Annotated in this window: 26 protein-coding genes and 1 tRNA gene; 12 read left to right on the top strand and 15 right to left on the bottom strand. The window is 65.4% G+C overall.

Translation table 11 applies throughout. The features are described from left to right. Window positions 1–4: 4 nt before the first annotated feature. Entirely contained in the window at window positions 5–1,858 is a 1,854-nt protein-coding gene (locus BLT60_RS02480) for a tetratricopeptide repeat protein (RefSeq protein WP_090874609.1), read from the bottom strand. A 220-nt stretch (window positions 1,859–2,078) separates the two neighbouring features. On the opposite strand from BLT60_RS02480, the gene typA reads away from it, so the two are divergent. Then, entirely contained in the window at window positions 2,079–3,893 is a 1,815-nt protein-coding gene (typA, locus tag BLT60_RS02485; RefSeq protein ID WP_090874610.1) for a translational GTPase TypA, read from the top strand. Between the two features lie 158 nt (window positions 3,894–4,051). On the opposite strand, the gene BLT60_RS02490 is transcribed toward typA, so the two are convergent. Together BLT60_RS02490 and BLT60_RS02495 are read right to left on the bottom strand one after the other, a co-directional pair. Next, a complete protein-coding gene (locus BLT60_RS02490; protein ID WP_090874935.1) occupies window positions 4,052–4,624 on the bottom strand; it encodes an OmpA family protein in 573 nt (190 codons plus the stop codon). Between the two features lie 23 nt (window positions 4,625–4,647). Beyond that, the gene (locus BLT60_RS02495; protein ID WP_090874936.1) at window positions 4,648–5,070 is read right to left on the bottom strand and encodes a hypothetical protein; all 423 of its coding nucleotides are present in this window, start codon (window positions 5,068–5,070) and stop codon (window positions 4,648–4,650) included. Window positions 5,071–5,406: 336 nt separating this feature from the next. On the opposite strand from BLT60_RS02495, the gene BLT60_RS02500 reads away from it, so the two are divergent. Beyond that, window positions 5,407–5,922 carry a GNAT family N-acetyltransferase gene (locus BLT60_RS02500; RefSeq protein ID WP_090874611.1) on the top strand — a complete coding sequence of 172 codons (516 nt, stop codon included), beginning with the start codon at window positions 5,407–5,409 and terminating at the stop codon, window positions 5,920–5,922. A gap of 13 nt (window positions 5,923–5,935) precedes the next feature. Here the strand turns inward: BLT60_RS02500 and BLT60_RS02505 are convergent, their stop codons facing one another. Genes BLT60_RS02505 through BLT60_RS02515 form a run of 3 tightly spaced genes read right to left on the bottom strand, consistent with a single transcriptional unit; the run spans window position 5,936 to window position 7,112 of the window. Continuing rightward, window positions 5,936–6,508 carry a hypothetical protein gene (locus BLT60_RS02505; RefSeq protein ID WP_090874612.1) on the bottom strand — a complete coding sequence of 191 codons (573 nt, stop codon included), beginning with the start codon at window positions 6,506–6,508 and terminating at the stop codon, window positions 5,936–5,938. After that, window positions 6,490–6,774 carry a DUF167 family protein gene (locus BLT60_RS02510; protein WP_244521112.1) on the bottom strand — a complete coding sequence of 95 codons (285 nt, stop codon included), beginning with the start codon at window positions 6,772–6,774 and terminating at the stop codon, window positions 6,490–6,492. The genes BLT60_RS02505 and BLT60_RS02510 overlap by 19 nt, the downstream gene beginning before the upstream one ends. Window positions 6,775–6,821: 47 nt before the next feature. Further along, complete coding sequence (locus tag BLT60_RS02515) at window positions 6,822–7,112, bottom strand: YggT family protein (RefSeq protein ID WP_090874613.1); 291 nt, start codon at window positions 7,110–7,112, stop codon at window positions 6,822–6,824. 139 nt (window positions 7,113–7,251) lie between these two features. Here BLT60_RS02515 and BLT60_RS02520 point away from each other — a divergent pair. Next, window positions 7,252–7,327: transfer RNA gene (locus BLT60_RS02520), tRNA-Ala, on the top strand. Window positions 7,328–7,478: 151 nt separating this feature from the next. Here the strand turns inward: BLT60_RS02520 and BLT60_RS02525 are convergent. Next, complete coding sequence (locus BLT60_RS02525; RefSeq protein ID WP_139167740.1) at window positions 7,479–9,401, bottom strand: MBL fold metallo-hydrolase; 1,923 nt, start codon at window positions 9,399–9,401, stop codon at window positions 7,479–7,481. A 383-nt stretch (window positions 9,402–9,784) separates the two neighbouring features. Between BLT60_RS02525 and tkt the strand changes: the two genes are divergently transcribed. From tkt to BLT60_RS02540, 3 genes are all read left to right on the top strand, one after another. Beyond that, on the top strand, window positions 9,785–11,812 hold the full coding sequence (gene tkt, locus BLT60_RS02530) for a transketolase (protein WP_342028565.1): 2,028 nt from the start codon (window positions 9,785–9,787) through the stop codon (window positions 11,810–11,812). A 204-nt stretch (window positions 11,813–12,016) separates the two neighbouring features. After that, a complete protein-coding gene (locus tag BLT60_RS02535; RefSeq protein WP_090874615.1) occupies window positions 12,017–12,211 on the top strand; it encodes a hypothetical protein in 195 nt (64 codons plus the stop codon). A 72-nt stretch (window positions 12,212–12,283) separates the two neighbouring features. Continuing rightward, window positions 12,284–13,537 carry an SAM-dependent methyltransferase gene (locus tag BLT60_RS02540; protein ID WP_090874616.1) on the top strand — a complete coding sequence of 418 codons (1,254 nt, stop codon included), beginning with the start codon at window positions 12,284–12,286 and terminating at the stop codon, window positions 13,535–13,537. An 87-nt stretch (window positions 13,538–13,624) separates the two neighbouring features. Here the strand turns inward: BLT60_RS02540 and BLT60_RS02545 are convergent, their stop codons facing one another. Next, complete coding sequence (locus tag BLT60_RS02545) at window positions 13,625–14,167, bottom strand: arsenate reductase ArsC (RefSeq protein ID WP_090874617.1); 543 nt, start codon at window positions 14,165–14,167, stop codon at window positions 13,625–13,627. After that, entirely contained in the window at window positions 14,160–14,528 is a 369-nt protein-coding gene (locus BLT60_RS02550) for an ArsR/SmtB family transcription factor (RefSeq protein WP_090874618.1), read from the bottom strand. The genes BLT60_RS02545 and BLT60_RS02550 overlap by 8 nt, the downstream gene beginning before the upstream one ends. Before the next feature lie 46 nt (window positions 14,529–14,574). On the opposite strand from BLT60_RS02550, the gene BLT60_RS02555 reads away from it, so the two are divergent. Further along, entirely contained in the window at window positions 14,575–14,871 is a 297-nt protein-coding gene (locus BLT60_RS02555; RefSeq protein ID WP_090874619.1) for a hypothetical protein, read from the top strand. Window positions 14,872–14,898: 27 nt separating this feature from the next. Here BLT60_RS02555 and BLT60_RS24990 read toward each other — a convergent pair whose 3' ends face one another. From BLT60_RS24990 to BLT60_RS02570, 3 genes are all read right to left on the bottom strand, one after another. Continuing rightward, window positions 14,899–17,253, bottom strand: a complete 2,355-nt coding sequence (locus BLT60_RS24990) for a vWA domain-containing protein (protein ID WP_090874620.1) — start codon at window positions 17,251–17,253, stop codon at window positions 14,899–14,901. A 92-nt stretch (window positions 17,254–17,345) separates the two neighbouring features. After that, window positions 17,346–18,140, bottom strand: a complete 795-nt coding sequence (locus BLT60_RS02565; protein WP_090874621.1) for an anti-sigma factor family protein — start codon at window positions 18,138–18,140, stop codon at window positions 17,346–17,348. After that, entirely contained in the window at window positions 18,137–18,658 is a 522-nt protein-coding gene (locus BLT60_RS02570) for an RNA polymerase sigma factor (RefSeq protein WP_090874622.1), read from the bottom strand. The genes BLT60_RS02565 and BLT60_RS02570 overlap by 4 nt, the downstream gene beginning before the upstream one ends. Window positions 18,659–18,757: 99 nt before the next feature. On the opposite strand from BLT60_RS02570, the gene BLT60_RS02575 reads away from it, so the two are divergent. Continuing rightward, the gene (locus BLT60_RS02575) at window positions 18,758–19,303 is read left to right on the top strand and encodes a tetratricopeptide repeat protein (protein WP_090874623.1); all 546 of its coding nucleotides are present in this window, start codon (window positions 18,758–18,760) and stop codon (window positions 19,301–19,303) included. 289 nt (window positions 19,304–19,592) lie between these two features. Here BLT60_RS02575 and BLT60_RS02580 read toward each other — a convergent pair whose 3' ends face one another. From BLT60_RS02580 to BLT60_RS02590, 3 genes are all read right to left on the bottom strand, one after another. Next, entirely contained in the window at window positions 19,593–20,312 is a 720-nt protein-coding gene (locus tag BLT60_RS02580; protein WP_090874939.1) for a glutamine amidotransferase, read from the bottom strand. After that, window positions 20,299–20,757, bottom strand: coding sequence for a tellurite resistance TerB family protein (locus BLT60_RS02585; protein ID WP_090874624.1), 459 nt, complete (start codon window positions 20,755–20,757; stop codon window positions 20,299–20,301). The genes BLT60_RS02580 and BLT60_RS02585 overlap by 14 nt, the downstream gene beginning before the upstream one ends. Window positions 20,758–21,129: 372 nt before the next feature. Further along, window positions 21,130–21,915 (bottom strand): NAD-dependent epimerase/dehydratase family protein, encoded by a 786-nt coding sequence (locus tag BLT60_RS02590; protein ID WP_090874625.1) that lies wholly within the window; start codon window positions 21,913–21,915, stop codon window positions 21,130–21,132. Window positions 21,916–22,083: 168 nt separating this feature from the next. On the opposite strand from BLT60_RS02590, the gene BLT60_RS02595 reads away from it, so the two are divergent. The 4 genes from BLT60_RS02595 to BLT60_RS02610 all read left to right on the top strand — a co-directional run bounded on the left by BLT60_RS02595 (window position 22,084) and on the right by BLT60_RS02610 (window position 25,842). Continuing rightward, entirely contained in the window at window positions 22,084–23,091 is a 1,008-nt protein-coding gene (locus BLT60_RS02595) for a TRAP transporter substrate-binding protein (RefSeq protein ID WP_090874626.1), read from the top strand. 142 nt (window positions 23,092–23,233) lie between these two features. After that, on the top strand, window positions 23,234–23,785 hold the full coding sequence (locus BLT60_RS02600) for a TRAP transporter small permease (protein WP_090874627.1): 552 nt from the start codon (window positions 23,234–23,236) through the stop codon (window positions 23,783–23,785). A gap of 3 nt (window positions 23,786–23,788) precedes the next feature. Further along, window positions 23,789–25,096, top strand: coding sequence for a TRAP transporter large permease (locus BLT60_RS02605; protein ID WP_090874628.1), 1,308 nt, complete (start codon window positions 23,789–23,791; stop codon window positions 25,094–25,096). Continuing rightward, a complete protein-coding gene (locus BLT60_RS02610) occupies window positions 25,093–25,842 on the top strand; it encodes a FadR/GntR family transcriptional regulator (protein WP_175478260.1) in 750 nt (249 codons plus the stop codon). The genes BLT60_RS02605 and BLT60_RS02610 overlap by 4 nt, the downstream gene beginning before the upstream one ends. Window positions 25,843–25,858 lie beyond the last annotated feature (16 nt).

Raw genomic sequence — 25,858 nt, forward strand, 5'->3', positions numbered from 1 at the left:
ATGCCTATTCCGGCAGCCCGGCGAGCCGCAGCCCGTCGAGGTACATCTCCAGAATTCTAGGCTGGACGAACTGCATCGCGTCGGCGATGTGGGTGACCGTGATCTCGGGCCGCGCGTCGACGAAACGATCGAGCGCCTCCCGCGCCCCTTCGAGGTCGCCGGCTCTGGCCAGGAACACAGCCAGGTCGCGATAGGCCCAGGTCATTCCGACCTTCTCGCCGAGCGCCCGGCGCGCCCATTGCGCCGCCTCGACCGGATCGCCGGCGGCAAAGCGTGCGAAACCGAGGCCGATATAGCCGTTGAAGCTGAAGGGATCGAGCGGGCTCAGCTTGATCGCCTTCTCGAAACACTTCTGGGCTTCCGCCGGATCGCCGCCATAGGCTTCCAAAAAGCCGCGGCGAGTCATTGCCCAGGCATTGTTGGGATCGAGCGCCAGCGCCCGATCGACAAAGACGCGGGCCCGATCGAGGTCGCCGAACAACAGCATCGTGGCGGTCGCAAGGGCGGTCAGCGCTGTCGGATCGTCGCCGACGACAGGCGAGGCTTCCGCCACGAGCCGGTCACCCTCCGCCCGGATCGCGGCAAGGTCATCCGTCCAGTTGTAGACGGCGGACTGGGCCCGCGCCCAGGCCGCGATCGCCTTGGCGCGCGCATAACCCGGATCGAGGGTCATTGCCTCGTCGAGGAGGCGGATCGCCTCGTCGTTGTCGGCCTTCCGATGCGCCCACAGATGAGGGAGAGCGCGCAGGACGAGATCGTAGGTGGCGACGTTTTCCGGCCGCTTGCGGCGGGCAAGCGCGATCTCCGCTTCCCAGATCGAGGGCCGCAGGGCGCCGGTCACCCGCATCGCGATCTCGTCCTCGAAATCGAAAAGGTCGGCGACCACGCCCTCGAAACGATCCGCCCAGATATGCACGCCCGAGACCGCGTCGATGAGCTGCGCGGTCACCCGGACGCGATTGCCGGACTTGCGGAGGCTCCCCTCGAGCACATAGCGGACGCCGAGTTCGGCCGAGATGTTGCGGACGTCGACCGGCCGCCCCTTGTAGACATAGGCGGAATTGCGCGCGATCACCGTGAAGTCCCGAACCCGCGACAACGACGCCGTGATCTCCTCGATGATACCGTCGATCATCGTATCGACGCTCGGGTCGCCCGACATGTTGTCGAAGGGCAGGACAACGATCGACGCCTGATCGGCCCGCGGCATCGCCTTGATCGGAGGCGGCGCGGGCGAAGGCGACCGGGATGGGTCGGCGGGCCAGGGTGCGTCGGCGTTCGCGCGACGTCGGTAGCCGATGCCGGTCGCGGCCGTCGCGGCCGATTCGCCCGGGCCTTCGCCCGCCCAGGTCCAGACCTCGAACTGCTCGTCCTTCTTGCCCTTGAACTGGACCCACTCACTAACCGCGAAACGGGCGGCGAGTGATGACGCCAGTTGCCAGCGAACGGAGTGGGTAATCGCGATGCCGCCGGGCGGTGCCGATTCCTGGAGGCGGACGACGAAGCCGACTGCGGCGCCGAAGCGGTCCTCACCCTGGACGAAGACATCCGCGAGCCCGACCCCGAGGCGGGCGCGGATCGGATCGCCGGAGCGCGCTTCGTTGAATTTCGCCATTTCGGTCTGGAAGGCGAGCGCCCATTCGACGCCGTCCTCGACGCTGGGAAACTCGACCAGCGCGCCATCGCCCATCGTCTTGAACAGGTTACCGGAGTGTTTGGCGACCGTCGGCTTGAGGATACTGCGCCGAATCCGCGCCAAAGCGACCAGCGTGTCGCGCTCGTCCCGCTCGACAAGCCGCGAGTAACCGGCGACATCGAGCGAGGCCAACACCGTCAGCTTGCGCGGCGCGCGCTGCATTCAGCCGATCCTTCTGGGCTAGAAGTGTGGAGTTTTGGGCCAGCAAGCTCTAGGATGCAAGCCCAAGTCGTGGCCCAGAAAGCCCGATTTGAAGGCGCATGCCGACGACCGGTCCAGTCAGCAGGTCTCCGGGCGAATAGCAGCAATTCCAACGCAGAGATTGTGTTTGTTGCAGCGCAACCTATATTGCGCCCGAATTCATCCGGAAAAAAAGCATCCCATGCCCCTGCGCAACATCGCCATCATCGCCCATGTCGATCATGGCAAGACAACGCTTATCGACGTGCTCCTGCGCCAGTCTGGCGCCTTCCGCGACAACGAACGTGTCGCGGAACGCGCCATGGACTCGAACGATCTCGAGCGCGAACGCGGCATCACCATCCTCGCCAAGGTGACCTCCCTGGTCTGGAAGGACACCCGCATCAACATCGTCGACACGCCCGGCCATGCCGATTTCGGCGGCGAGGTGGAGCGTATCCTGTCGATGGTCGATGGCGCCATTCTGCTTGTCGACGCAGCCGAAGGACCGATGCCGCAGACCAAGTTCGTCCTCCAGAAGGCGCTGCGCCGGGGGCTTAAGCCGATTGTTGCGATCAACAAGATCGATCGCCCGGACGAACGCCACGTCGAAGTCCTGAACGAGATTTTCGACCTGTTCGTCGCCCTCGACGCCACCGAGGAGCAGCTCGACTTCCCGATTCTCTACGGCTCCGCCAAGCATGGTTGGATGGCCCAAGAACCGGCGGGCCCGACAGAGTCGACAGGGCCGCTCCTGGACATGGTTTTGGTGCGCGTGCCGGAGCCGACCGTCGAGGATGGCGCCTTCCGGATGTTGGCCACCACCATCGAGGCCAACCCCTATCTCGGCCGGATCCTCACCGGGCGCATATCGTCCGGCACGGCGCGCGCCAACATGCCCATCAAGGCGCTGGCCCGCGACGGTTCGGTCGTCGAGGTTGGCAGGATATCCAAGGTGCTCGCCTTCCGCGGCCTTGAGCGCCAACCGATCGAGGAAGGCGTCGCCGGCGATATTGTCGCCATCGCTGGCCTGGCGGAAGCGACCGTCGCCGACACGCTCGCTGCTCCGGAGATCACAACGCCGATCGCGGCCCAGCCTATCGATCCGCCGACGCTTTCGATGACCTTCCGCGTCAATGACGGGCCGCTGTCCGGAACCGAGGGCGACAAGGTGCAGAGCCGCGTCATTCGCGAGCGCCTGATGCGGGAAGCGGAGGGCAATGTCGCCCTCAAGATCGAGGAGACGTCGGAAGCCGACGCTTTCGTCGTCGCCGGCCGCGGTGAGTTGCAGCTCGCCATCCTGATCGAGACCATGCGCCGCGAAGGGTTCGAACTCTGCGTGGCCCGGCCGAGGGTCCTCTACAAGACGAGCGACACCGGCCAGCGCCTCGAGCCGATCGAGGAAGTGACCATCGACGTCGACGAAGAGCATTCCGGCGCCGTCGTCCAGAAACTCTCGGAGCGCCGCGCCGACCTTCTCGAGATGCGACCTTCCGGCGGCGGCCGCGTCCGTCTGGTTTTCCACGCCCCGACCCGCGGCCTGATCGGTTACCAGACCGAGCTCCTGTCGGACACCCGTGGCACGGCGATCTTCAACCGGGTCTTCCACGAATATGCGCCGTATCGCGGCGACATCGCTGGTCGGCGCAATGGCGTGCTGATCTCCAATGCTAGCGGCGAAGCCGTGGCCTATGCGCTTTGGAACCTCGAGGATCGCGGCCCGATGCTGATCGATCCCGGCGTCAAGGTCTATCGCGGCATGATCGTCGGCGAGCATAACCGCGGCAACGATCTCGAGGTCAATGTCCTCAAGGGCAAGCAGCTCACCAATATCCGCTCGGCCGGCAAGGACGAGGCGGTACGCCTGACGACGCCGATCCGCCACTCGCTGGAAGCCTCGCTCGCCTATATCCGCGACGACGAACTGGTCGAGATCACCCCCCACTCGATCCGCCTGCGCAAGGCGCTCCTCGATCCCAACGACCGCAAGCGGGCCGAGCGCGCCGGCGCAGCCTGACGGAGCGCCGCGTCGGCGTCGGAAGGGACGTAGTGGCTCACGCCCTGCGAAAGGCACGATCCGCCCGACTGGAGTGATTGAAGGGTGGCCGCGCCTTCCATGGCGCGGGCCCCCTCACCGGCAATCGCCGTCGAATGCGATGGCGGCGGCCAGCGCCGCTAATCCACCGGCCCGATATTGACCAGCTGGACGCGACGGTTCACGGCGGCATCCGGATTGCCCGGGTCAAAGGGCAATTCCTCCCCGACGCCAACCGCGAACAACCGGTCGGGCGCCACGGCGAAGGTCGTTGCCAGCGCTTCGCGGATTGCCTCGGCGCGCTTCAGGCTGAGATTGAGGTTGTAGCCAGGGTCGCCCCTGGCGTCGGTGTGACCGACGATCAGGAACTTGTAGCGCTGCAGCAGCGGATGATGGAGCGCATCGGCGATCAGCCCGATCGTCCGGTAGGACCCGGGGACGATCGCCACGGAATCGTACTGGAAATTGATGTCGACGACGAGCTGCGTCAGGCTGTTGAGCTTGCTCCAGGTCGGCAGCGCCGCAGCACCCTTGCCGACATTCGCCTGGACCTCCGCCGCCAGCGCCCGCGGATCGACCGCCACCGTCAGGGTTCCCGGTCCCTGCAGGCCGACGATCAGCTGTTCGGCGGTGAGTGCCTGCGCCATGGCCTGGCCGGCCGGAAGCAGAAGGAGTGCAGCGGCGACCGCGCCGCCGGCGAGCCTGGCGGCCATGCCGCGGATTCCCCGGTTCCGCATCACCGCCACCCTGCGTCGGTGATCGCCGCGTTGCACTTATTGGTGACGTGCCGCTGGGCCTTGATGAGGCAATCGAGGATATGGGCGTCTTTCTGGACAACGCCCGTGCACCGCCGGGCGGCATCGCCGCGACAGACCTTGACCACGCTCGCCTGCGCCGCCAGGCGCTGCTTCAGCGAGGCGGTCACAGCGACCAGCGTATTGATGCACACCGGAGACACCTTGTCCTGGTTCTGGACGAGGCAATCGGCGATCCGGTTGTTGCCGAGATTGAGATTCTTGCAGTATTTCTCGACATCGGCGCCGCAGTCGCGAGCCATGACGGACATCGCGTCGCCGAAGCTGATGGTGGCGGCCTGAGCCGTCCCCATCGTCAGGACAGCCGCAGCCAAGGCGACCGCCACGAATTTCCTTCGCAACATATGCATCTCCCCCCAAGAACCGTGTCGGCGGTGACCGCACCGCCATCGTCGGCGGCGCGCGGCAACCGCGGGCAAATCATCGGCAAACTGTGGCGGCAATATCGGGACTTGGCAAGCGTCGCATGGGACCGCTCCGTTCGCGAAGCCTGGACAAGGTCCTGAAAATCCAGCGCTCTCGACCACACCTGTCCGCGACATCGGAGGGCGCAGTCATGCGTGCCGCGACACGCGAGTAGCGGGCGACACAAGCAGCCATGCAACAGTGTCGCAAAAATTGTTCGTGCTGATGTCCGAGCCCTCTTTGCAGGGCCGGCCGGTGGTCATAAGCTCACCTCCATGAGCACGTTCACCATCGGCGTTCGCCGGGCCGAAAACTCAGATGCTGACGCGATCACCAAGGTCCATGACGCGGCCTGGCGTTATGCGTATGACGGCGTGATCCCGGCGCAGGAGCTGGCGCGGATCATCGCCCGGCGCGGGCCGCGCTGGTGGAATCGCGCCATCCGCCGCGGCACCGCGATCCTGGTGATGGAGGTTGCCGGCGAGATTTGCGGCTACGCGACCTTCGGCCCGAACCGGGCGCGCAACCTGGCGCAGAAGGGCGAGGTCTACGAGATCTACCTCTTGCCCGAGTACCAGGGCGTCGGCCTCGGGACGCGCCTGTTTCTCGCGGCCCGCAAGGAACTGTCGCGCTTCGGTTTCGAGACCGCGGTCGTCTGGGCGCTGGCCGATAACGAAAGCGCCTGCCGCTTCTACCGCAACGCCGGCGGCCGCAAGGTGGCCCGCGCCAGCGAACGGTTCGGGACCGTCCAACTGTCGAAGATCGCCTACGCCTGGAACAACGACCGCTGAGCCGCGGACGGCGCTACTCCCGCGCGTCGTCGCCTGTCAGCCCGAAGGCTGGCGCGATTTCCTCACCGCAGACAAACCCCGGCGCCGCATTGTCCGCGACATCGCGGGCGACAACGTTGGCATCCGGGTTGAGCAGGGCGTCGACATAGCCGACGTGGCAGATCTGGCCGGGCGGGCCGAGCTTGGTGATGACCAGCACCTGGCCCTTCTGCCCCTCCACCAGGTCGGTGAAGAACCGCAGGATCGTCGCAATCGGCATGCCTGACGCGTCCAGCCGCCACTCCAGCGTTTCGTTGATGGTGTTGAACGACGGCACGGTCTGCGAGGCGGCGAGCTCCTCGGCGGCGTTGGCGCCATAGGAGACGAGGAACCGCAGGTCGCCCTCGGCGACGCGGACCGGCATCCCGCCATAGCCCTCGCACCACCACACGCCGCCCTGCAATTCGTCTTCGGGATCAAGGGGTTCCTGCTGGCACTGGTCGAGGATCAGCTTGGTATAGGTGCTGGAATTCTCCGCAAGCGCCGGCGCAGCGACGGCCAGCGAAATGGCGAGAAACAGGGGCGGAATCAGGAAAGGACTGGCCATGCGGCGATGATCTCCGAAAGCGCGTCGGGGTCGCCCTCGATCCTAACCTGTTTCAGCCGCGATGTATGGCCGGAAACGATGGAAACCGCCGATTTCGGAACCTTGAAGGTCTTGGCGAGGAGCAGCGACAGCGCCTTGTTGGCGGCGCCGTCGGCGGGCGGCGTGGTCACCCTTGCGACGGCCACCGGACGGCCATCGGACAGGGCTGCGACACCGTCCATGGCATTGCGCGACGCCTTGGGCGTCAGCCGGACAGCGACCGTCACGGCGCCTGTCTCGACCCGGAAGCAGCGCGCCACCGGAACGACCCGCGTCAGATGAAGGCGCGCGCCAGATTCGGCAGGATGACGCTCTGGATGAAAATGATGATGAGGATGACGACGACCGGCGAGATGTCGATGCCGCCGAGGTTGGGCAGCATGTTGCGAATCGGCCGGAGCACAGGCTCGGTGATCGCATAGAGAAGCTGGAGCAGGCCGGCGACGAACTGGTTGCTGGTGTTGACCACGCCAAAGGCGATCAGCCAGGACAGAACCGCGGCCGCGATCAGCACATAGACATAGAGCTGAAGGACATAGGAAATGAAGCCCAGTAGCTCAATCATCGCAGATTCCCGCTGTCTGGTGGAACAGTTCGATGTCTGGTCATGTAGCTGTCGGGGGCCCGCGCCGCAACCCTTGGCATTCCGCCATCGGCGTCCTTGACACGGTAGCGGCCCAAACCGTAAATGGCGCCGTACCGGAGGGGCCGTAGCTCAGATGGGAGAGCGCTGCGTTCGCAATGCAGAGGTCAGGGGTTCGATTCCCCTCGGCTCCACCACTCCCGCTGCGAGACACGCGACCAAGCGACGAATACTGAATTTGGGCGGCGACGTGAAAACCGACGCAACGCATACGCTGCCCATCAGCGCCTTGATCTCAGGCCACGCGGCCACAACGCCCCGCACAAACGACCAGTCTGAGCCCTGATTTCAGAACTGGCTTCCCCCGACCGTCGCAAGCGCTTCCACCACCTGTCCGAAATGATCCGCGCCCACCGAAAGCTCCGCCGCGATGGGCTGGCGGCGGCACGGGCCGGACGGATGAATGGAAAGGTCGCAGGAGACCTCGGCGCGGGGACCGGCGTCGACTGATGCCGTGGTTCCGGACCAACCCGGCGGACCGACCAGGCGGACCGTCAGTTTCGCAGGTTCATTCAAGGGGTTGCGGACGGTGACGTTGACGTTCACCGGCTCGCCCTCTGCCACATGGCTGCGATACGGCCAGATCCAGCCGCCCCAGCTGTCGAGCCCGAAATGCCGCTCGTCGGCGCCAAGCACCATCGCGTTTTCGTGGAGCTCGGCATAGGTCTCACCCCAGCGATCGACCATGTCGAAGAAGGCGTCATCGGTGTACATCGGCTGTTGGTGGCCGGTGATGACGATGTCGGGGCGCCATTCCGCCAGTATCCGGGCGCTCTCGCGATAGCTCTCGACCGTCGCGCCGTTCTGGTAGACGTGATTCTGGATGACCGCCGTCGCGGACCAGTCTTCCGGTTCCGGCCATCGGCGATCGCGAAAGAAATACTGGTCGCCGGTATGGGCGAAGCGCTTGCCGTCGGCCTCGAAAAGGATGGCGACGGAGAAGCGCGTGTGGCCGGACATCGGCTCGATGCGGATCGTGTATTCTTCCCACGTGAAGGTCTCACCGAGACCGAGGACACGATCGATTCGCGCCGGCTCGGGCCAGTTACAGGGGAAGCGGTGCGCTTCCGGATGCGTGAGCAGGGGCGCGAAATTCTCCGGCACCCAGCATTGCGTGTCGGAGATGCGCTGGAGGAGCGGCACGCCCGCGACGTGATCGTCGTGGAAGTGCCCGATCAGCGCCACGTCGATCCGGTCGATGCCGAACTGGCGCTTCAGGGCTGGCAATCCGTGGAGAAGGACACGCCGGCGCGCGCGGTAGGAATAGGCGGGCCATTGCCAGTTCTTCTCGCCTGTCGGAACCGGGCGGAGGCCGAAGCCACCCTTGTAGCCATAGTCGATCGCGAGCGCCTTGCCGCCGTCGCTGATCAGATACCAGCTCGACGCCTCGGCAAGCGGTTCGACCCAGACATGGTCGGTGACCCGCTCGAGCGTGTCCTCGCCAATCAGCGGTAGAAGCTTTCTCTCCAGCGGCCGGCCGGCGCAGAGCGCCTCCAGCGACGTCTCCAATGCCGCAACGGCCGCATCCACCGTCTCGAGAATTGGCGTGCCGAGGCTCGGCATCAACGCGTCGTAGGCACCGCGGCGGAGTTCTCCCGCCGACCAGTAGGCGTTCACCGCGCCGCCGAGGTCGTTGTAGTCGTATTGCAGCGGCGCGATGCGCGCCATGCGGCCGGGCGAATGGATCGCTTCGCCCGAGAAGGCGATCCGGCGGCCCGAATCGGGCAGCGTCAGGGCATAGCCAGCGTGGTTTGGCGTGACGCCGGGAAGCGCGACCACCGTGACGGCGAGGCCGTCCACGTCGAGCGTCTCGTAGTCATGCGCCGGCAGCGCCGCGGTCGGTTCGATCGGGGCAAAGGTGTCCCAGACATTGTCATAAATGATGTAGGTCTTCCGCTCCCGGAAATGCTGCGCCGGATCGCTGAAGATCTCGAGTTCGCCCGCCGGCGCGAAAACCCGCATGCCCTGGCGGCCGGCGCGCGCAGCGCCAGCGGAATGGTCGCGGAAAAAGTGGGTGCAGAGCAGCGTGAAGGGCGGCCGGAAGCGGGCGGGCAAATCGTCAAGCCAATAGCCGGTCCCGGCGTTGATGAAGATCGTCCCACCGGGATGGCTCACCGCATAGACGTTGCAACTGTCGGAATAGAGTTCCACCCCGGGGATGATGGATCGCCACCCGGAGCTCTTGTCGTCCGCCACGAGATGCTCCCTCAATTGCCGCCCTCCTCACCAGGATCGTGCGGCTCGCGCATGACCGTCGCAATCGACACCTTGCTGGCTCGGGCAAGGCTCCGATGCCTGCACTTCATGCCTGTCATCGAGTGGGACACGCCCTTGGCTCCCAGTCAAGATACGCACCCGCCCCGCGCCCGATAGTCCGATTGTTTCCAATCGCATGGCGGGTGCCTCGGCTTTTCTGCAAGGTCATGGGCAGCGGGCGAGGCCCCCGGGAAGCTTCGCCGATGCGACGCGGATCAAACCGCTCTCACGTCGCAAACGCGACTCTCGGCCACAGGCGCTGACGGGAAAGAATCGACCGGAGAAAGAGTGTGGTACACCCCCGGAAAAGAGACGACTCATTGGAAGGATCAAAGCACGTGCCGGACCTGTCCCTGCCCCCCATCGACGCCCGTATCAACGAGATGGCAAACGCGCTGCGCTTCCTGGCTGCCGATGCGGTCGAGAAGGCGCAGACAGGACATCCCGGCATGCCGCTGGGCATGGCCGACATCGCCTCGGTCCTGTTCACCCGGCACCTGAAATACGATGCCGCCGTGCCGGATTGGCCGGACCGCGACCGGTTCGTCCTGTCGAACGGCCATGGCTCGATGCTCCTCTACGGACTGCTGCATCTCACCGGATACAAGGAGGTAACCCTCGACGCGCTGAAGCGCTATCGGACGAGTCGTTCGCCGACCGCCGCGCACCCCGAATATGGCCATTTGCCCGGGATCGAGACCACGACCGGGCCCCTCGGCCAGGGCATCGCCACCGCGGTCGGCATGGCGATCGCGGAGCGCCTGCTCGCTGCCGAATTCGGCTCCAAGCTGGTGGATCACCGGACCTGGGTCTTCGCCGGTGACGGCTGCCTGATGGAAGGCTTGAGCCAGGAAGCCATCTCCCTTGCCGGACACATGAAGCTGGCAAAGCTGACCGTCGTTTTCGACGACAATGGCACGACGATCGACGGTCCCACCGCGCTCGCCACATCGGACGATCAGCGCAAGCGCTTCGAGGCATCGAACTGGGAAACGATCGCGGTGGACGGTCACGACCCGCACGCCGTCGATCGCGCCTTCGCTCTGGCGCGCCAGTCAGACAAGCCAACGATGATCGCCGCCCGCACGCATATCGGCTATGGCGCGCCGACCAAGCAGGGCAAGTCGGTTGCCCATGGTTCGCCGCTCGGTGCCGACGAGATCAGCGGCATGCGCGAGAAGCTCGGCTGGCCGCACGCACCCTTCGACATTCCGGAGGACCTCCGCTCGGCCTGGCACGACGCCGGCAGCCGGGGCGCGGCCGCCCGTCATGACTGGGATGGGCGCCTCGCCGCGATCCCTGCCGAAAAGCGCGCCGAATTCGATCGCCGGATCTCCGGCGCCCTTCCCGCGGGCATCGAGGACGTCGTGAAACGCGCCGCCGATGAAACGGCCCGGGCGGCGGAAGCGATTCCGATCCGCAAGGGAAGCCAGGCAGCCATCGGTCTGCTCGCCAGCCACATGCCGGAACTCATCGGCGGCTCGGCCGACCTGACCGGGAGCGTGCTGACGCGACCGGCCGAACTCGCCCAGCTCGACACCGATTCATTCGTCGGCCGGCACCTGCCCTTTGGCATCCGCGAACATGGCATGGCCGCCGCCATGAACGGCATGGCGCTGCATGGTGGCTTCATCCCCTATGGCGGAACCTACTTCGTCTTCAGCGACTATGCGCGGCCCGCCATCCGCCTCGCGGCGCTGATGGGGATCAAGGTCATCTTCCTGTTCAGCCACGATTCGATCGGCGTCGGAGAGGATGGTGCCACGCACCAGCCGATCGAGCATCTGGCGTCGCTGCGGGCCATGCCGGGCATCCGGGTCTATCGCCCGGCAGACGCGGTGGAGGCGCTCGAATGCTGGTATGACGCGGTCGCCGACGCCGGCCCTTCGGTCATGGTCGTCGCGCGGCAGAAAGTCGTCCCGGTACGGACGACCCCGCGCGAGGACCTCCCCTCGCGGCGTGGCGGCTACGTCCTGTCCGAGGCGGACGGCCAACGACACGCCACCATCCTCGCCACCGGCTCGGAGGTGGAGATCGCCGTGGCTGCGCGGTCGATCCTGGCTGAGAGCGGTATCCACGCAGCGGTCGTTTCCATGCCCTCGGTCGAGGTGTTCGAGCGCCAACCGCAGGCATACCGGGACCAGGTGCTCGGCTCCGCGCCGCGCTACGTGATCGAGGCCGGTTCCTCCCACGGCTGGCACCGCTACACCGGCGACCGAGGCCGTGTCTTCGGCGTCGACACCTTCGGCTACTCGGGATCGGGACCGGAGCTCTATGCCGAAGTTGGACTGACGCCCCCCGCGATTGCCGAAGCCATCCTTGCCGACCTCAACGGCGTTGCGGTGCGACGTCCGCCAGGTTCGTGACGCACCAGATCCTGGCTCTTGTGTCGGACCATTGAACCCGGTTCGGCCCCGCTTCACAGACATGCCGACTGCGCCCAATTGTCCCGCCGGTTTTCGTCTTGTGATCGGAACCGTCGACCCCTTCTGCGCGTTTTCGATGCAAGCACAGGAGGAGTCGATTCAATGTCACTTTCGAAGATGCCGCGTCACAGAATCAGTGGATCAATGGCCCCGCGGCGTCCGGCCGCCAAGCCGCACCTCGTCTACAGTTCGGTTCGCAAGCCCGACGACAGGGACGCCCTGTTGACGGGCTCGACGCCGGGGACCGAGGACGACGTCATGGCACGGTTCCGCAGCCAGCAATCGCGGTTCGGCTTCGCCAGCAACGGCAACGCCGCAAACAGGCTTCCTGACCACTGATGGGGGTTAGCAGCCACCGCGAAACTGCTCTAACATCGGTTGCAATCATGGCGACTGATTTGGATGCGGTTGATGCGGCTGTTGTCCGGGCTTCTCAAGAAATTCATTCGTAACGGGCGCCTGCGGGTCTACGATTCCGCCGGCGCGGTGCATGACTTCGGTTCCGGCATCGACGGGCCGACGGTAACGATCCGGCTGCACGACAAGGCGCTCTCCCGCAAGCTGGCGCTCAACCCGGAACTCGTCGCTGCCGAAGCCTATATGGACGGCACGCTGACCTGCGAGGACGGCGCCACCGTCCACGACTTCCTCGAACTGTTTTCGGTCAATCGTTCCGGCCTCGCCTCGGCCGGCTCGCAGAAGCTCCTGCGACGCGCCTGGCGCGGCGTCAAACGCTGGCAGCAGGCCAACCCGCTCGGGGTCGCTGCGAAGAATGTCCGCCACCATTATGACCTGTCGACGGATCTCTTCCGGCTCTTCCTCGATGACGGACTGAACTATTCCTGCGCCTATTACCGCGATCCCGAGACGGACACGCTGGAGGATGCCCAGCAGGCCAAACTGGTCCACATCGCCGCCAAACTGCGCCTCGAACCCGGCATGCATGTCGCCGAGATCGGCTCCGGCTGGGGGTCGCTGGCGATCCACCTGGCGAGCCAGTGCGGGGCGAAGGTGACGGCGATCAACGTCTCGCCGGAACAGCTCGCCATCTCCCGCCAGCGGGTCGAAGCGGCCGGCGTCGCCGACCGCGTCACCTTCTTCGAGCGCGACTACCGGGACATCGAGGGGCGGTTCGACCGGGTGGTCTCGGTCGGCATGATGGAGCATGTCGGCACCGCCTATTTCGACACCTATTTCGCCAAGGTCCGCGACATGCTGACCGACGACGGCTTCGCGATGATCCATGCCATCGGCCGGATGACCCCGCCGGGGACGACCGGACCCTTCATCCGCAAATACATCTTTCCCGGCGGCTACGTGCCGGCGATGTCGGAGGTCTTCGCCTCCCTCGAGCGGGTCGGCCTGTGGGCCGCCGACAACGAGATCCTGCGGCTGCACTATTACTATACGATCCGGCACTGGCGGCAGCGCTTCGCGGCGAGGCGCGCGGAAGCGGCAAAGCTCTATGACGAGCGCTTCTGCCGGATGTGGGAGTTCTACCTGTCGGCCGTCGAACTCGGCTTCCTGCACGGCTCCAACATGGTGTTCCAGCTGCTGCTGTCGCGCCAGCGGGATGCCGTGCCGATCGTTCGCGACTATATCGTCGATGCCGAACGGGCCATGACGGACGCCCGAAGCACGGCCGCTCCCCAGGCCGCCGAATAAGGCGCGAGCGCAGGCGACGGCATCAGGAGACGAACGGTTCCGTGGGCCGAGATGCCCGCAGCGGCCCGGCGATGAGGACGGCCGCGCTCAGGCGGTGTCCTTCACCCCGCCTTTCGCCTTCTCCGTCGCGCCATCCTGCCTGCCGATATCGCGAATCCTGTTCTGCAGCGACAGATTGTCGAGCGCCCGCATCGGCAGGGAGATGAAGGCGGTGATTCGGGCATTGAGCATGCGGAAGGCTTCGCTGAAGGCGAAGGCGATTTCGGCCGGGGTGCCGGTGGCTTTGGCGGGATCCTCGATTCCCCAATGGGCGCTCATCGGCTGGCCGGGAAAGACCGGACAGGTCTCGGCCGCGTCGTCGCAGACCGTGAAGAGGAAATCCATCTTCGGCGCATCCGGCTGCATCAGTTCCTCCCACGACTTGGAGCGGAAGTTGCCAACGTCGAAATCGAGCTTCTCGAGGAGCTGGATGGCGTGGGGATTGACCTCGCCCTTCGGCTGGCTGCCGGCACTGAAGGCGCGGAAGCGGCCGGCGCCAGCCCGGTTGAGGATGGCCTCGGCGATGATCGACCGGGCCGAGTTGCCGGTGCAGAGGAACAGGACGTTCAGGGGTTCGTCGATTTCAGCCATCGGTGGTCTCGTCTTGCATTCGGGAGAGGCCCGCCGACCGCGACAGGTCGTCGATCAGCGGCGCGCAAAGTTCGGGTCGACCGCCGCAGCAGTCGTCGGTCAGAAAGGCGACCAGGGACCGGATCCGGTCGAGCTCGGCGCGATAGCGAATGATCCGCCCGTCTCGCGTCGACGACACGAGCCCGGCCCGCGAAAGCACCGACAGGTGGGTGGAGAGCGTGTTGTGGGGAACGTCGAGAAACCGCGCGATCTCGCCCGCGGGCAGTTCCGTATTCCCGGCCGCGACCAGTCGCCGGAAGATGTTCAGGCGGGTCGGCTGGGCGAGCGCCGCAAGCGCTTCGATCGCTGATTGATCGTCCATATGTCGAGACATACCGACATAATGCGACAGGTGTGTGACAGCCTGAATGGAACCGAAGTCGCCGGACGCGGTTACCGCCCCGATGAGCGCCGGGGACACATCGAAGATTTATGTCGTCTGGGTGGGCGAACCCACCCAGTCGTCAATGGCGGAAGGGCCGGATGTCGCCGTCCTTGCCGACGGGCTCTTCCTCGTGCGGACCGACCAGACCCAGTCGCAGCTCTATCACGCCGTCAAGCGGCGGCTGGCGCCGAAGCGGTTGCTGGTCGCCCGCGCCGACGGCCACCCGAAGTTCAAGGGGATGGAAGCCGGCGCGCTGAAATGGCTGCGCGCCGGCGGGTGATCGCCTGAGCCGGGGTCCGGCCGGTTGCTACTCGACCGTGATCGGGCGCGTGGCCAGCATCACCCCGTAGTCGCCGTTCCAGTAGCGGAGCGTGTAGGAACCGGGCTCCTTCGGCGCCTTGATCTTCACCGTCTGCCCGTCGTAGTCGCCGTTGGTCAGGCGGCCCGAACCAACCCGCTTGCCGTCCTCGGCATCGCCGGACATGACGTCGATCGAGTCGCGGCGGGCGCCGGGTCCGACCCATTCGACGGTGAACGCCTCGCCCGCCGGTACGACGTCCGGTGCCGAGATCGTCACCTCGGTGGCGACCACCACCAGCGGCGCGGAGGCCAGGACCTTGCGGCCATTGCCGTCCCAGTAGCGCAACTCGTAGGTCTTGGCGGCAATCGGGGCGATGAGGCTGACCGTCTGGCCGTCGTAGTCGCCATTGGTCAGGCGCATGGAATGCACGGCCTTGCCGTTGCCGTTGCTGGCATCCGCGTCGAAGATCTCGATCGCATCGCGATTGGAGCCCGGTCCCACCCAGGCGACCTCGAAGGTGCGGCCCATGTCGACCGACTCCGGCCCGGAAATCGAGACTTGGGTCGCCACCACCGTGATCGGCGCGGTGGCCAGAACCTCGCGGCCATCGCCGCTCCAATAGCGCAGCTGGAAGTCGCCCGGATCGTTGGGGGCCACCAGCTTGACGGTCCGGCCATCGAAATCACCGTTGCGCACGCGCTGCGAGACAACGACCTTGCCGTTGCCGTTGTTGCCCTCGGGGTCGAAGAGCTCGATGGCATCGCGGTTCGCGCCGGGGCCAACCCAGCTCACTTCGAACGTCCGCCCCATGTCGGCCGATTCCGGACCGGCGACCGAAACCGCGGTCGCAACCACGACGATCGGACTTGTGGCGAGAACCGCACGGCTGTCGCCGTTCCAGTAGCGAAGCTGATAGTCGCCGGGTTCGACGGGCGCCAGGAGCGTGACCGTGCGGGCATCGAAGTCGCCATTGACCAGCCGGGTCGAGGTAACGACCTTGCCGTTTCCGTTGTTGCCCTCGGGATCGTACAGCTCGATGGCATCGCGATTGGCGCCGGGGCCGACCCAGCTCACTTCGAACGTCCGCCCCATGTCGACCGATTCCGGACCCGAGACCGAAACATCGGCCTCCAGCACCTCGATCTCGCGACTGGCCAGAACCTTGCGGTCCTCGCCGTTCCAGTAGCGGAACTGATAGAAGCCAGGCTCTGTCGGCACGACGATCGACACGGTGCGATTCTCGAAATCGCCGTGGACCAGCCGGCTCCCGCGCACAACGGCGCCCTCGCCCTGCTTCGCCGCTGGATCGAACAGTTCGATGGCGTCGCGATTGCCACCGGGGCCTACCCACTCGACCGTGACGGTCGAGCCGATTTCGGCATTGGCCGGCGCCGACAGGGAAACCAGCGCATCGATGACCTCGATCGGCCGGGTGGCGATGACGTCGCGATTGTCATAGCGATATTGCAGCTCGTAGGCGCCTGGCGTGACCGGCGCGGTCATCCGGACCTGCCTGTTGTCGATATCGCCATGGATAACGCGCAGGCCGCGAAGGTTGCGGCCTTCGCCATTGTTGCCCGCCGGATCGACGAGATAGATGTAGTCGCGGCGTTCGCCGGGTCCGTCCCACGTGACGGTGAGGGGCTTGCCGATCTCGATCGTGTCCGGCGCGTCGAGGCTCGCCTCGGGCAACTCGGCGACCTCTTCCGGCTCTTCGACCGGAGGCGGCGGCGGCTCGACGACCTCGGCGACCGTCTCGGTCAGCGCATCGCTGAGCGCCTCGGCATTGTCGGCCTGGATGTATTTGCCGCCGGTCTCCTCGGCGAGGCAGGCGACCTGACGCCCCTCCTCCGCCGACAGGCCGAAGCCGACGACATGGGCGGTGAAATCGATACCACTGGTCTCAAGCTGGCGGGCGAGCGCACAGGGGTCGGCGTTGCAGGTCTCGAGCCCGTCGGTGATCAGGATGACGGTGGCCTTCTCCTCGGTATACTTGAGGATCTCCGCCGCCTGGCCGACCGCCTGGCTGAGAGGCGTCTTGCCCTTCGGGCTGATGGCATTGGCGGTGTCGACGATGCTGGCGGCTGAGCCGGGCGCCGGCGGGATCATCAATTCGATGTCCGAGCAGTTGCCCTTCTCGCGATGGCCATAGGCGAGCAGGCCGAGTTCCAGGTCGGCCGGGATCGTCGAAAGCACGCTGCCCAGCACCTCGCGCGCGATGCTGATCTTCGCCGTGCCGTCGATCTGGCCCCACATCGAGCCAGACCCGTCGAGAACGATGATGGCGCGCTCGGCAGCGGACGCGGTTGCAGCACCGAGCGTCAGCGCCAGAAAGACCATCATGCGAGACAGGATATGCATCGGGCACCCTCCGTTTTGCCGCCGGCAGGGTAGCCCGCAGGCCCCCGATTGCAAGGCATGATTGGGGGGAGGCCGCGCCGGCTGCGTTGGGGCTAGACGCGGCTCTCGAGGCTCGTCGCCAGCATTTCGAGCCGGGGTTGGGGGATTTTGCCGATCACCATGTAGCCGATGCCACCGACGGTCCAGAACCCGACGTTGAAGCCGTCACGCTCCTCGAAGGCGAGCGGCGCGTCGGGCTTGCCATTGGCGATGATGCAGAAGGCGACCGGCCCGGCCTCGGGCGACAGGTAGGCGATCTGGGCGAGCGGCAGCCCGCGGAAATCGAGCAGTTCGGTGCGCTTCAGCGTCATCCCCGGCAACGCCACGCTATCCGGCGTCAGCGCAATGGCGAGGCGCTCGCCGGCGGCGGCGAGTTCCGTGCGGCGGAGATCGGGATCGTCGGGGATGATGGCCAGCGTCTCGTCCGTATAGAGCGCCAGATACTCGGCCACCGCCTCGCGCCAGCTTGCCGGCGGGCCGTGCACCACCTGGACCTCGGGCGGGAGGGCGAAGCGGGCGATGCCGAAGCCGGCGGCGACGCCGGCGACGATGAGGACAAGCGCCGCCGCGATGGCGAGAAGGGGATTTGCGGTCCGGCGCGCCGGCTGCGGCCGTGGCTCGGCCGCGGCGAGCAGCGCCGCCAGCCGGTCATGCGGCGCGTCGTCGAGCAGGCGGTCGAAAGCCGCCGCGTCGGGCCGGCCTGCGGCGAGGCGATCGCGACGCGCCCGCAGCGACGCGTCCGCCGCCAACCGCGCCTCCAGCGCGTGCCGGGCGTCCGCGTCGAGTTCGCCGTCGAGATAGCCTGTGAGCTCGACATCGATCGGCAGTGGGGTCTCGGGCGTACTCATGATGTCACCCGCCTGACCTGCGGGTTGCTTTCGGGGTTCGACAGTTTCGCGCGCGCCGCCGCCAGTCGGCTCATCACCGTGCCGATCGGCACGTCCAGCGTCTCGGCGGCTTCGCGGTAGGTAAAGCCTTCGACATAGACGAGAAAAACCGTTTCCCGCTGCGCCTCGGGCAGCGCCTGCACCTGGTTCAACACCTGAGCCGCCGAAATATTCGCTTCGATCGCCCGGGCGCCGTCGAAAACGAGAACCGATTCGGCGTCGACCAGCCCCTCGCCACGCCGATAGCGGGCCGCCCGCAGCTCGTTCAGCCACGTCCGGTGCAGGATCGTCATCAACCAGCGGTCGAGCCGGGTTCCCGGCGTGAACTGATGGGCGCGCTCCAGCGCCCTCAGGCAGGTCGCCTGGACAAGGTCCTCGGCCATGTCGCGGCTGCCGGACAGCACAAGCCCATAGCGCCACAGACGGGCAAGGTGATCGCCGAGCCCCTGCTTCACGGCATCGTGAGGACTTTTGCTCATGGCGCTGTGAATAGAATGGCCGGGGCCGGTGTTTGCATGTCGCAGTCTAGACGAAGACCAGTCTGTGGACGCAACCCCTTTTCACGAGGAGACGAACGCATGAAACCGAACAGAATCTTCGCCCGCGTTGGAACCACCATCGCGGCACTCGGCATTGCCGGCATGATTGCAACCGGCGCATCCCTCGCCGCCAGCAGCGGCGGCAGCGACAATGACGACGAGGTGAAGTGCAACGAGGGCTGGGTCTACGACAAGGCGAAGCAGATGTGCGTCCGCAAGGACGCGGCGCTCGACAGCGACCTCTACGCGCAGGGACGCGCCCTCGCGGTCGCCGGCGAATATGAACGCGCCCTCGATCTCCTGACCTCGGTTCGCAACCAGGACGACGCGATGGTGCTGACGATGATCGGCTATTCGAAGCGCAAGATGGGCGCCGTCGACGAAGGCATCGGCTACTACAAGAAGGCCCTGGTCATCGAGCCCGACAATGTCCTGACCCGCGAATATCTCGGCGAGGGCTACGTGATGATGGGACGCTTCGACCTCGCCGAGGGCGAACTCGAGCGGATCGCATCGATCTGCGGCACCGAATGCGACGCATACCAGGACCTGAAGGCGGCGATCGCCGGCGATCCGGACTGGTAGGCCGCCACGCGGCGCGAAACTGATTGGCGGGAAGAGAAGCAACTGGACGGGGAAGGCGAAGCCGGGGGTCGACGGCTCACCTTCCCCGCCAGATGTTGCTGACTACGCAAGAACCTGAAGGTCAGCGTAGCCACCCTGTCGCAAAGGGCCTGCCAAGCCGCCCGACCCCATGACTGGTGGTGGGCCAGACTTGAATCACAATCTATTGAAATTGTTAGGATTCTGGTAACCAGCCGTGCGACGCAATTTGCGAAAATCTTTCGCAAATTGCAAAGACCGGCATGGGAGGCTAGCCGCGTGCCGGTCGCGGATCGCTGGCCAGCCAGTGATCGAGAAAAGCCTCGAGAAACCGCGTCGTCTTCCAGTCATGGAGGGCACGGCCGGCAAAATGCTCGGCGGCCTCCTGCGCACCCGGTTGCGGCGCGCGCTCGCTTGTCCGCAACGTCCAGCGACCGACCATCGCGTTGGTCAGTTCGATGTGGAACTGGATGGCGAAGGCCGACGGACCATAGGAAAAGGCCTGGTTGCGGAACTTCTCGCCTTCGGCGAGCAGCACGGCGCCATCCGGAAGATCGAAGCCCTCGCGGTGGAAATGATGGACCCGGTCGGGCCACTCCATCAGCCGACGGCCGGCCTCGGTCGGCCAGATCGGATAATACCCGACCTCGACGCTGCCATCCTCGCGAGCGGTCACCGCGGCGCCGAGATGCCGCGCCAGCATCTGCGCGCCAAGGCACAAGCCAAGGAAGGGCGCTCCCTCGCGTAGCGGCACGTCGACCCAGTCGGTTTCCTGTTGAATGAAATCGTCGGGATCATTGGCGCTCATCGGCCCGCCGAAGATCACCGCGCCAGCGTAATCCGCCAGCGAATCGGGCAGGGGATCGCCGAAGCGCGGGCGACGGATATCGAGGCGGTAGCCGCGCTCCGCCAGCCGCAGGCCGACCCGGCCCGGCGTCGAGTGCTCCTGGTGGAGGACAACGAGAATCCGTGAGCGATCAGCCGGCGTCATCGGCACGCGCGGCCTGCTTGAGCCTGATGCGGGCCTGCGACGAAACGCCGAGAAGCTCCGCGGCCCGCCACACGAGATTGTCCTCGAACTCATGGACGTCGCCATCGGCGAAGACCAGTTCCCACATCATAGCGACGATGCGTTCACGGTCCTTTTCGTCGAGCTGGCGCTTGAGCACGCTGGTGAAGCCATAGAGATCAACGGCTTCCTTGTCGGCGACTTCCGCCGCGGCCACCAGCTCGTCGACATCGGCGTCGTCGAGTTCGAAGCGCCGCTTGAGGAGGTCGCGCAGCGTGGCCTTCTCTTCGTCGGAAACCTCGCCATCGATGGCGATGACATGGAACAGCAGCGCAGCAGCGGCGAGACGACAGCGGTCCTCGCCGACGTCCTCGGTCTGCTTGTCGCCAGTGAGATCGGCCAGGAACTGCTTGAAAGCGGATATCATTCGGATTTGTCCTTCACCCGGCGGACAATAGCCCGTCGAGCCGTTGGAGGACCAGACACCCAAAACGAAACCGCCGGCCAGTGGCCGGCGGTCTCATTCAGGATTTTTTTCAAAATAAAACGCAGAACTTTTAGAATCTTTCGCCCGGACATAAAAGCCGGACCGATAACTTGAGACTAGATCTATCAGTACAACTAGGTTCCCCAACTCCCCGCAAATCCCCTAATCAGGGGCCGCCGACGGTGCGCCTTCCAAAGCAGGTTGCGAATCACCGCCTGCATTCGAATCTACAAAAGGCATCCCCGACCGACAAGCGGAAAATCCCTCCGTCTTTTCAACTGGTAGACGCGGGCGGCCTCGCGGCCGGCTCCCTCACATCTTCTCGGCGATACAGAAGCCGCCGCCCTGGTTGAGATCGACCCGATCGTCGCCGGACTTGCCGTCATCCGCCGCCAGCACCGCCTCGGCAAAATCCTCCGACCGGTCCTGCGGCTTGTAGCCAAGGCGCAACGCATTGCTGTTGTCCCACCAGGCACGGTCATTGTCCGACATCCCGAAGACGATCTCATGACGGATATCCGGATGCTCCAGCCCGATCCCGATGAGCTGGACGAGATCGCGGGGACTGAGCCAGATCGCCAGGCGACGACGGTCGAGTGGCTTCTCGCCGACATTGCCGATCCGGATGCTGAGCACCTCGGCCCCATACTTGTAGGCATGGAGCGCGGCCAGCGCCTCGCCGAAGGCCTTGCTCAGGCCGTAGCGGGTATCGGGACGGACCGGTGCGTCAATACCGATGGTCTGCGAGCGCGGGTAGAAACCGACGGCATGATTGCTTGACGCGAAGATGATGCGCTTGACGCGCTCAAGGCGGGCCGCCTCGAACAGGTTGTTGCAGCCGACGATATTGGCGGCCTGGATCGTCTCCCAGTCGGCCTCCACCGAGTAGCCGCCGAGATGGACGATGCCATCGACGCCGGCAACGGCTTTCCGCAGCGCTGGCAGATCGCCGAGATCCGCCTCGACGACTTCCTCGCCATCGACCGGGTCGGGCACCGGCAGGCGGTCGGAAAGCCTGAGCCGATAGTCGGCGCGCAGCAGCGGCCTGATGAGGGTGGCGACTCCGCCGGATGCGCCGGTGATCAGGATGCGCTTCATGCCGATTTCACTCCTCCCGGCCGCGCCGACCGCAATCCCGACCTAGATGCACGTCGATATTGTCCAGCGCGGCGACTGTGTTATGGTGATTGAAGTTGTACGACAACTTCAAGGACAGGGACCAACACCTGCCACAAGTCGTATGGCCTGATCAATGGGAGGAAAGCCATGACCCTACACAGCCTGAACCTGACTGGCGCCGCAGCGCGATTCCTTGGTGGAATTGCCGGCGCCACAATGATCGCCGGTCTCGCGTCCGCACCCGCCTTCGGCCTCGAGATCAAGTCGAGCGACGTCCATCCGCCGGATTATCCGACCGTGGCCGCAGTCGACTACATGGGCGAGCTTCTCGACAAATGGACGAATGGCCGCCTGACGGTGAACATCTTCCATTCGATGCAGCTTGGTGGCGAGAAGGAAGCTCTCGAGCAGGTCCAGCTCGGCGCACTTGAGATGACCCGCGTCTCGGTCGGCGTCGTCGGCCCGATCGTCGCGGATTTCAACGCGTTCAACCTGCCGTATTTCTTCCGCAGCCGCGAACACATGTTCAACGTGGTCGACGGCGAGATCGGCGAGGAGCTGCTTCAGAAGCTCGCCGAGGGCGGGCTGATCGGCCTCGGCTACATGGATGCCGGATCGCGGTCCTTCTACAACACCGTCCATCCCGTGCGGACCGTCGAGGACCTCAAGGGCCTGAAACTGCGCGTCATGCAGAACGACATCTTCGTCGAGATGGTCAACGCGCTGGGCGGCAACGGCCTGCCGATCGCCTATAACGAACTGATCCCGGCGATGCAGACCGGCGTCGTCGACGGCGCGGAGAACAACCCGCCGTCCTACGAATCCGGCAAGCATTACGAGATCGCCGGCTTCTATTCCCTGACAGAGCATCTGATGGTTCCCGAGATCCTCGTCTTCTCGAAGACCGTCTGGGATACGCTGACGCCCGTCGACCAGCAGCTCATCCGCAACGCCTCCGTGCTTGCCATCCAGAAGGAGCGCGAGCTGTGGAAGGCGCGCGAGCAGAAGTCGCTGGACGCGCTGGCGGCGGCCGGGATCGAGGTCATCACCGACATCGACAAGGGGCCGTTCATCGAGGCCACGGCGCCGGTGCGTGAAAAATACGGCTCGGACTTCGCCGATATCCTGAAGCGCGCCGAAGCGGTGGGCGGCTAGGCCTCCCGACCTCTGAACCGGCCCGGCTCGACCGGGCCGGGATTCCCGACGATTTGCCGATCCCCGGGATCGGCCAAGACTGAGGGTCGTCCGCTCCGACACGGGGGCGGGCGGCCGCTTCGTCCCACACGAGAGGCAGGGGATGCGGGCTTCCTACATTCGCGTGATGGATCGCCTCCAATGGCTGTGCGTCGCCTGGTGCAGTCTGGCGATCGTGGCGATGACGTTGATGATCTTCACCGGCGTGGTGATGCGCTATGTCTTCGAGACCGGCGCGCGGTTCGCCGAGCCGATGTCGATCTTCTTCGCGGTCCAGCTGGCGATGTACGGCGCCGCGGCCTGCTATCGCACCAACGCCCATCTCCGGCTGATGGTGGTGGTGAACCTGCTTCCCGAAAGACTCGGCTATCTCGTCGACCATCTGGTGCAACTCATGCTCGGCGCGGTCGCCGTCGCGATGATCTACTACGGCACCAGCCTCGCCCGGACGACATGGTTCCAGGCCTATCCGGAGTTCGAATACATCCGGGTCGGCACGGTCTATGCCGCGATCCCGATCAGCGGCGTCATCTTCCTGCTCTTCGTCATCGAACGATTCCTGTTCGGCCAGCAGGGGCTCGACGCGGAGGCGGAGGAACTGAAGCGCGCCATCGCGCAGACCGAAATCGAACAAGCACGCGAATCGGCGGACTAGATCATGGGCGGACCCTTCGGACCGGTTATTCTCCTCGGCAGCCTGCTTGTGATGCTGCTGCTCGGCGTTCCCGTCGCCTATGCCCTCGGCATCGCCGCGCTGCTGGCGGCGCTGTGGAGCGGTATCCCGCTCGAAGCGATCTTCCTCAAGGTTTCCGACGGCGTCGACGAATTCACGCTGCTCGCCATCCCCTTCTTCGTCTTCGCCGGCGTGCTGATGGCGGAAGGCGGCATGGCGCGGCGGCTGGTCGCCTTCGCCAACATCTTCGTCGGCTTCATGCGCGGCGGGCTGGCGATGGTCAACATCCTTGCCTCGATGTTCTTCGGCGGTATTTCCGGCTCGGCCGTCGCCGACACCTCGTCAATCGGATCGATCATGATCCCGATGATGCGGAAGCAGGGCTACCCGGACCATTTCTCGGTCAACATTACCATCACGTCGTCGACGCAGGGCATCATCATCCCGCCGAGCCACAATGCGATCATCTATGCCTTCGCCACCGGCGGCACCGTCTCGATCATCCAGCTTTTCCTCGCAGGTATCATCCCCGGCATCATGATCGGCCTCGCCCTGATGGTGCTTGCCTACATCGTCGCGAAGAAGAACAACTATCCCAAGGGCGAAGCGGTGACGATGCGCCAGGCGCTGCGCATCACCTGGGAGGCGCTGGCCGGGCTGCTGACCGTGGTCATCATCGTCGGCGGCGTGGTCGGCGGCGTCTTCACCCCGACCGAATCCGCCGCGGTCGCCGTGGTCTGGGCCTTCTTCGTCACCATGTTCATCTACCGCGACCTCGAATGGGGCGCCCTGCCCGCCGTGCTGGCGGCCAGCGTTCGCACGGTGGCGATGGTGATGATCGTCATCGGCTTCGCCGCCAGCTTCGGCTACATGCTGACGCTGATGCAGGTGCCGGCCAAGGTCACGCAACTGCTGTTGTCGATGTCCGACAACAAGTATGCGCTGCTGTTGATGATCAACGTCATGCTGCTGGTGCTCGGCACCTTCATGGACATGGCGCCGCTGATCCTCATCTGTACGCCGATCCTGCTGCCGGTGATCAAGGCGATTGGCGTCGATCCCGTGCATTTCGGAATCGTCATGATGCTCAACCTCGGCATCGGCCTGGTGACGCCGCCGGTCGGCACCGTTCTCTTCGTCGGTTGCGCGATCGGCAAGATACCGATCGAGAAGGCGTCGCGGCATTTGTGGCCATTCTGGATCGCCATGCTGGTGGTTCTGATGCTTGTGACCTATTTTCCGGTCTTCTCGCTCTGGATCCCAAGCCTGAAATATCCGGGAATATCGTTTTGACCGAACCACGCGCGGCCCGACCGGGGCGCAATCGCTCGCAGCCGAACCTGACCAGTACGCTGACCACTCGCCTGACGAAGCAGATCGTCGCCGGCAAGCTGCCGCCACGCACCCGGCTGCCGACCGAGCGCGCCCTGATGGAGGCCTATGGCGTCAGTCGCACCGTGGTCCGCGAGGCGATCGCCGCGCTGCGCGCCGAAGGGCTGGTCGAAACCCGCCAGGGCTCCGGCGCCTTTGTCGCCGCCGAGGCGCGCAGCCGCCCGTTCCGCATCGACCCGCAGGGACTCGATTCGATCGGCCAGGTGCTGGACGTGATGGAGTTGCGGCTCTGCGTCGAAGTCGAGGCCGCCGGCATCGCCGCCGAGCGACGCTCGAAGGCCGATATCACCCGCATGACGCGGATCAACCGGGCGATGGCCCGCGAGATCGCCAAGGGCGACCCGGCGAGCGATCTCGACTTCGATCTCCATGCGGCGATCGGAGCGGCGACCGGCAACCTCTACTTTTCGTCGTTTCTCGATTTCATCGGGCGGATCATCATCCCGCGGCGAACCGTGCTGATCGACGACCATAGCGCCAGCGACCTCGCGCCGTATCTGGCCGGCATCCATAAGGAACACGAAGCGCTGATCGCCGCCATCGCCGATGGCGACTCCGAGGCGGCGCGCGGCGCCATGCGCACCCACCTCGTCCAGGGCCGCGAGCGGTATCGCCGTCTGGTCGGCGGGGATTCCGGGAAAGGCTGAGCCTCCCCGGTTGAAG

The organism is Bauldia litoralis (assembly GCF_900104485.1).
Taxonomy (GTDB): Bacteria; Pseudomonadota; Alphaproteobacteria; order Rhizobiales; family Kaistiaceae; genus Bauldia; species Bauldia litoralis.

Bases quoted from the DNA above. Each gene is read 5' to 3' on its own strand.
- BLT60_RS02600 (WP_090874627.1), top strand. From the start codon at position 23,234: ATGCGGGCTTCCTACATTCGCGTGATGGATCGCCTCCAATGGCTGTGC.
- BLT60_RS02480 (WP_090874609.1), bottom strand. From the start codon at position 1,858: ATGCAGCGCGCGCCGCGCAAGCTGACGGTGTTGGCCTCGCTCGATGTC.
- BLT60_RS02550 (WP_090874618.1), bottom strand. From the start codon at position 14,528: ATGGACGATCAATCAGCGATCGAAGCGCTTGCGGCGCTCGCCCAGCCG.
- BLT60_RS24990 (WP_090874620.1), bottom strand. From the start codon at position 17,253: ATGCATATCCTGTCTCGCATGATGGTCTTTCTGGCGCTGACGCTCGGT.
- BLT60_RS02595 (WP_090874626.1), top strand. From the start codon at position 22,084: ATGACCCTACACAGCCTGAACCTGACTGGCGCCGCAGCGCGATTCCTT.
- BLT60_RS02500 (WP_090874611.1), top strand. From the start codon at position 5,407: ATGAGCACGTTCACCATCGGCGTTCGCCGGGCCGAAAACTCAGATGCT.
- BLT60_RS02490 (WP_090874935.1), bottom strand. From the start codon at position 4,624: ATGGCCGCCAGGCTCGCCGGCGGCGCGGTCGCCGCTGCACTCCTTCTG.
- BLT60_RS02575 (WP_090874623.1), top strand. From the start codon at position 18,758: ATGAAACCGAACAGAATCTTCGCCCGCGTTGGAACCACCATCGCGGCA.
- BLT60_RS02580 (WP_090874939.1), bottom strand. From the start codon at position 20,312: ATGACGCCGGCTGATCGCTCACGGATTCTCGTTGTCCTCCACCAGGAG.
- BLT60_RS02555 (WP_090874619.1), top strand. From the start codon at position 14,575: ATGGAACCGAAGTCGCCGGACGCGGTTACCGCCCCGATGAGCGCCGGG.
- BLT60_RS02545 (WP_090874617.1), bottom strand. From the start codon at position 14,167: ATGGCTGAAATCGACGAACCCCTGAACGTCCTGTTCCTCTGCACCGGC.
- BLT60_RS02570 (WP_090874622.1), bottom strand. From the start codon at position 18,658: ATGAGCAAAAGTCCTCACGATGCCGTGAAGCAGGGGCTCGGCGATCAC.
- BLT60_RS02585 (WP_090874624.1), bottom strand. From the start codon at position 20,757: ATGATATCCGCTTTCAAGCAGTTCCTGGCCGATCTCACTGGCGACAAG.
- typA (WP_090874610.1), top strand. From the start codon at position 2,079: ATGCCCCTGCGCAACATCGCCATCATCGCCCATGTCGATCATGGCAAG.
- BLT60_RS02565 (WP_090874621.1), bottom strand. From the start codon at position 18,140: ATGAGTACGCCCGAGACCCCACTGCCGATCGATGTCGAGCTCACAGGC.
- BLT60_RS02505 (WP_090874612.1), bottom strand. From the start codon at position 6,508: ATGGCCAGTCCTTTCCTGATTCCGCCCCTGTTTCTCGCCATTTCGCTG.
- BLT60_RS02515 (WP_090874613.1), bottom strand. From the start codon at position 7,112: ATGATTGAGCTACTGGGCTTCATTTCCTATGTCCTTCAGCTCTATGTC.
- BLT60_RS02495 (WP_090874936.1), bottom strand. From the start codon at position 5,070: ATGTTGCGAAGGAAATTCGTGGCGGTCGCCTTGGCTGCGGCTGTCCTG.
- BLT60_RS02590 (WP_090874625.1), bottom strand. From the start codon at position 21,915: ATGAAGCGCATCCTGATCACCGGCGCATCCGGCGGAGTCGCCACCCTC.
- BLT60_RS02540 (WP_090874616.1), top strand. From the start codon at position 12,284: ATGCGGCTGTTGTCCGGGCTTCTCAAGAAATTCATTCGTAACGGGCGC.
- BLT60_RS02605 (WP_090874628.1), top strand. From the start codon at position 23,789: ATGGGCGGACCCTTCGGACCGGTTATTCTCCTCGGCAGCCTGCTTGTG.
- BLT60_RS02535 (WP_090874615.1), top strand. From the start codon at position 12,017: ATGGCCCCGCGGCGTCCGGCCGCCAAGCCGCACCTCGTCTACAGTTCG.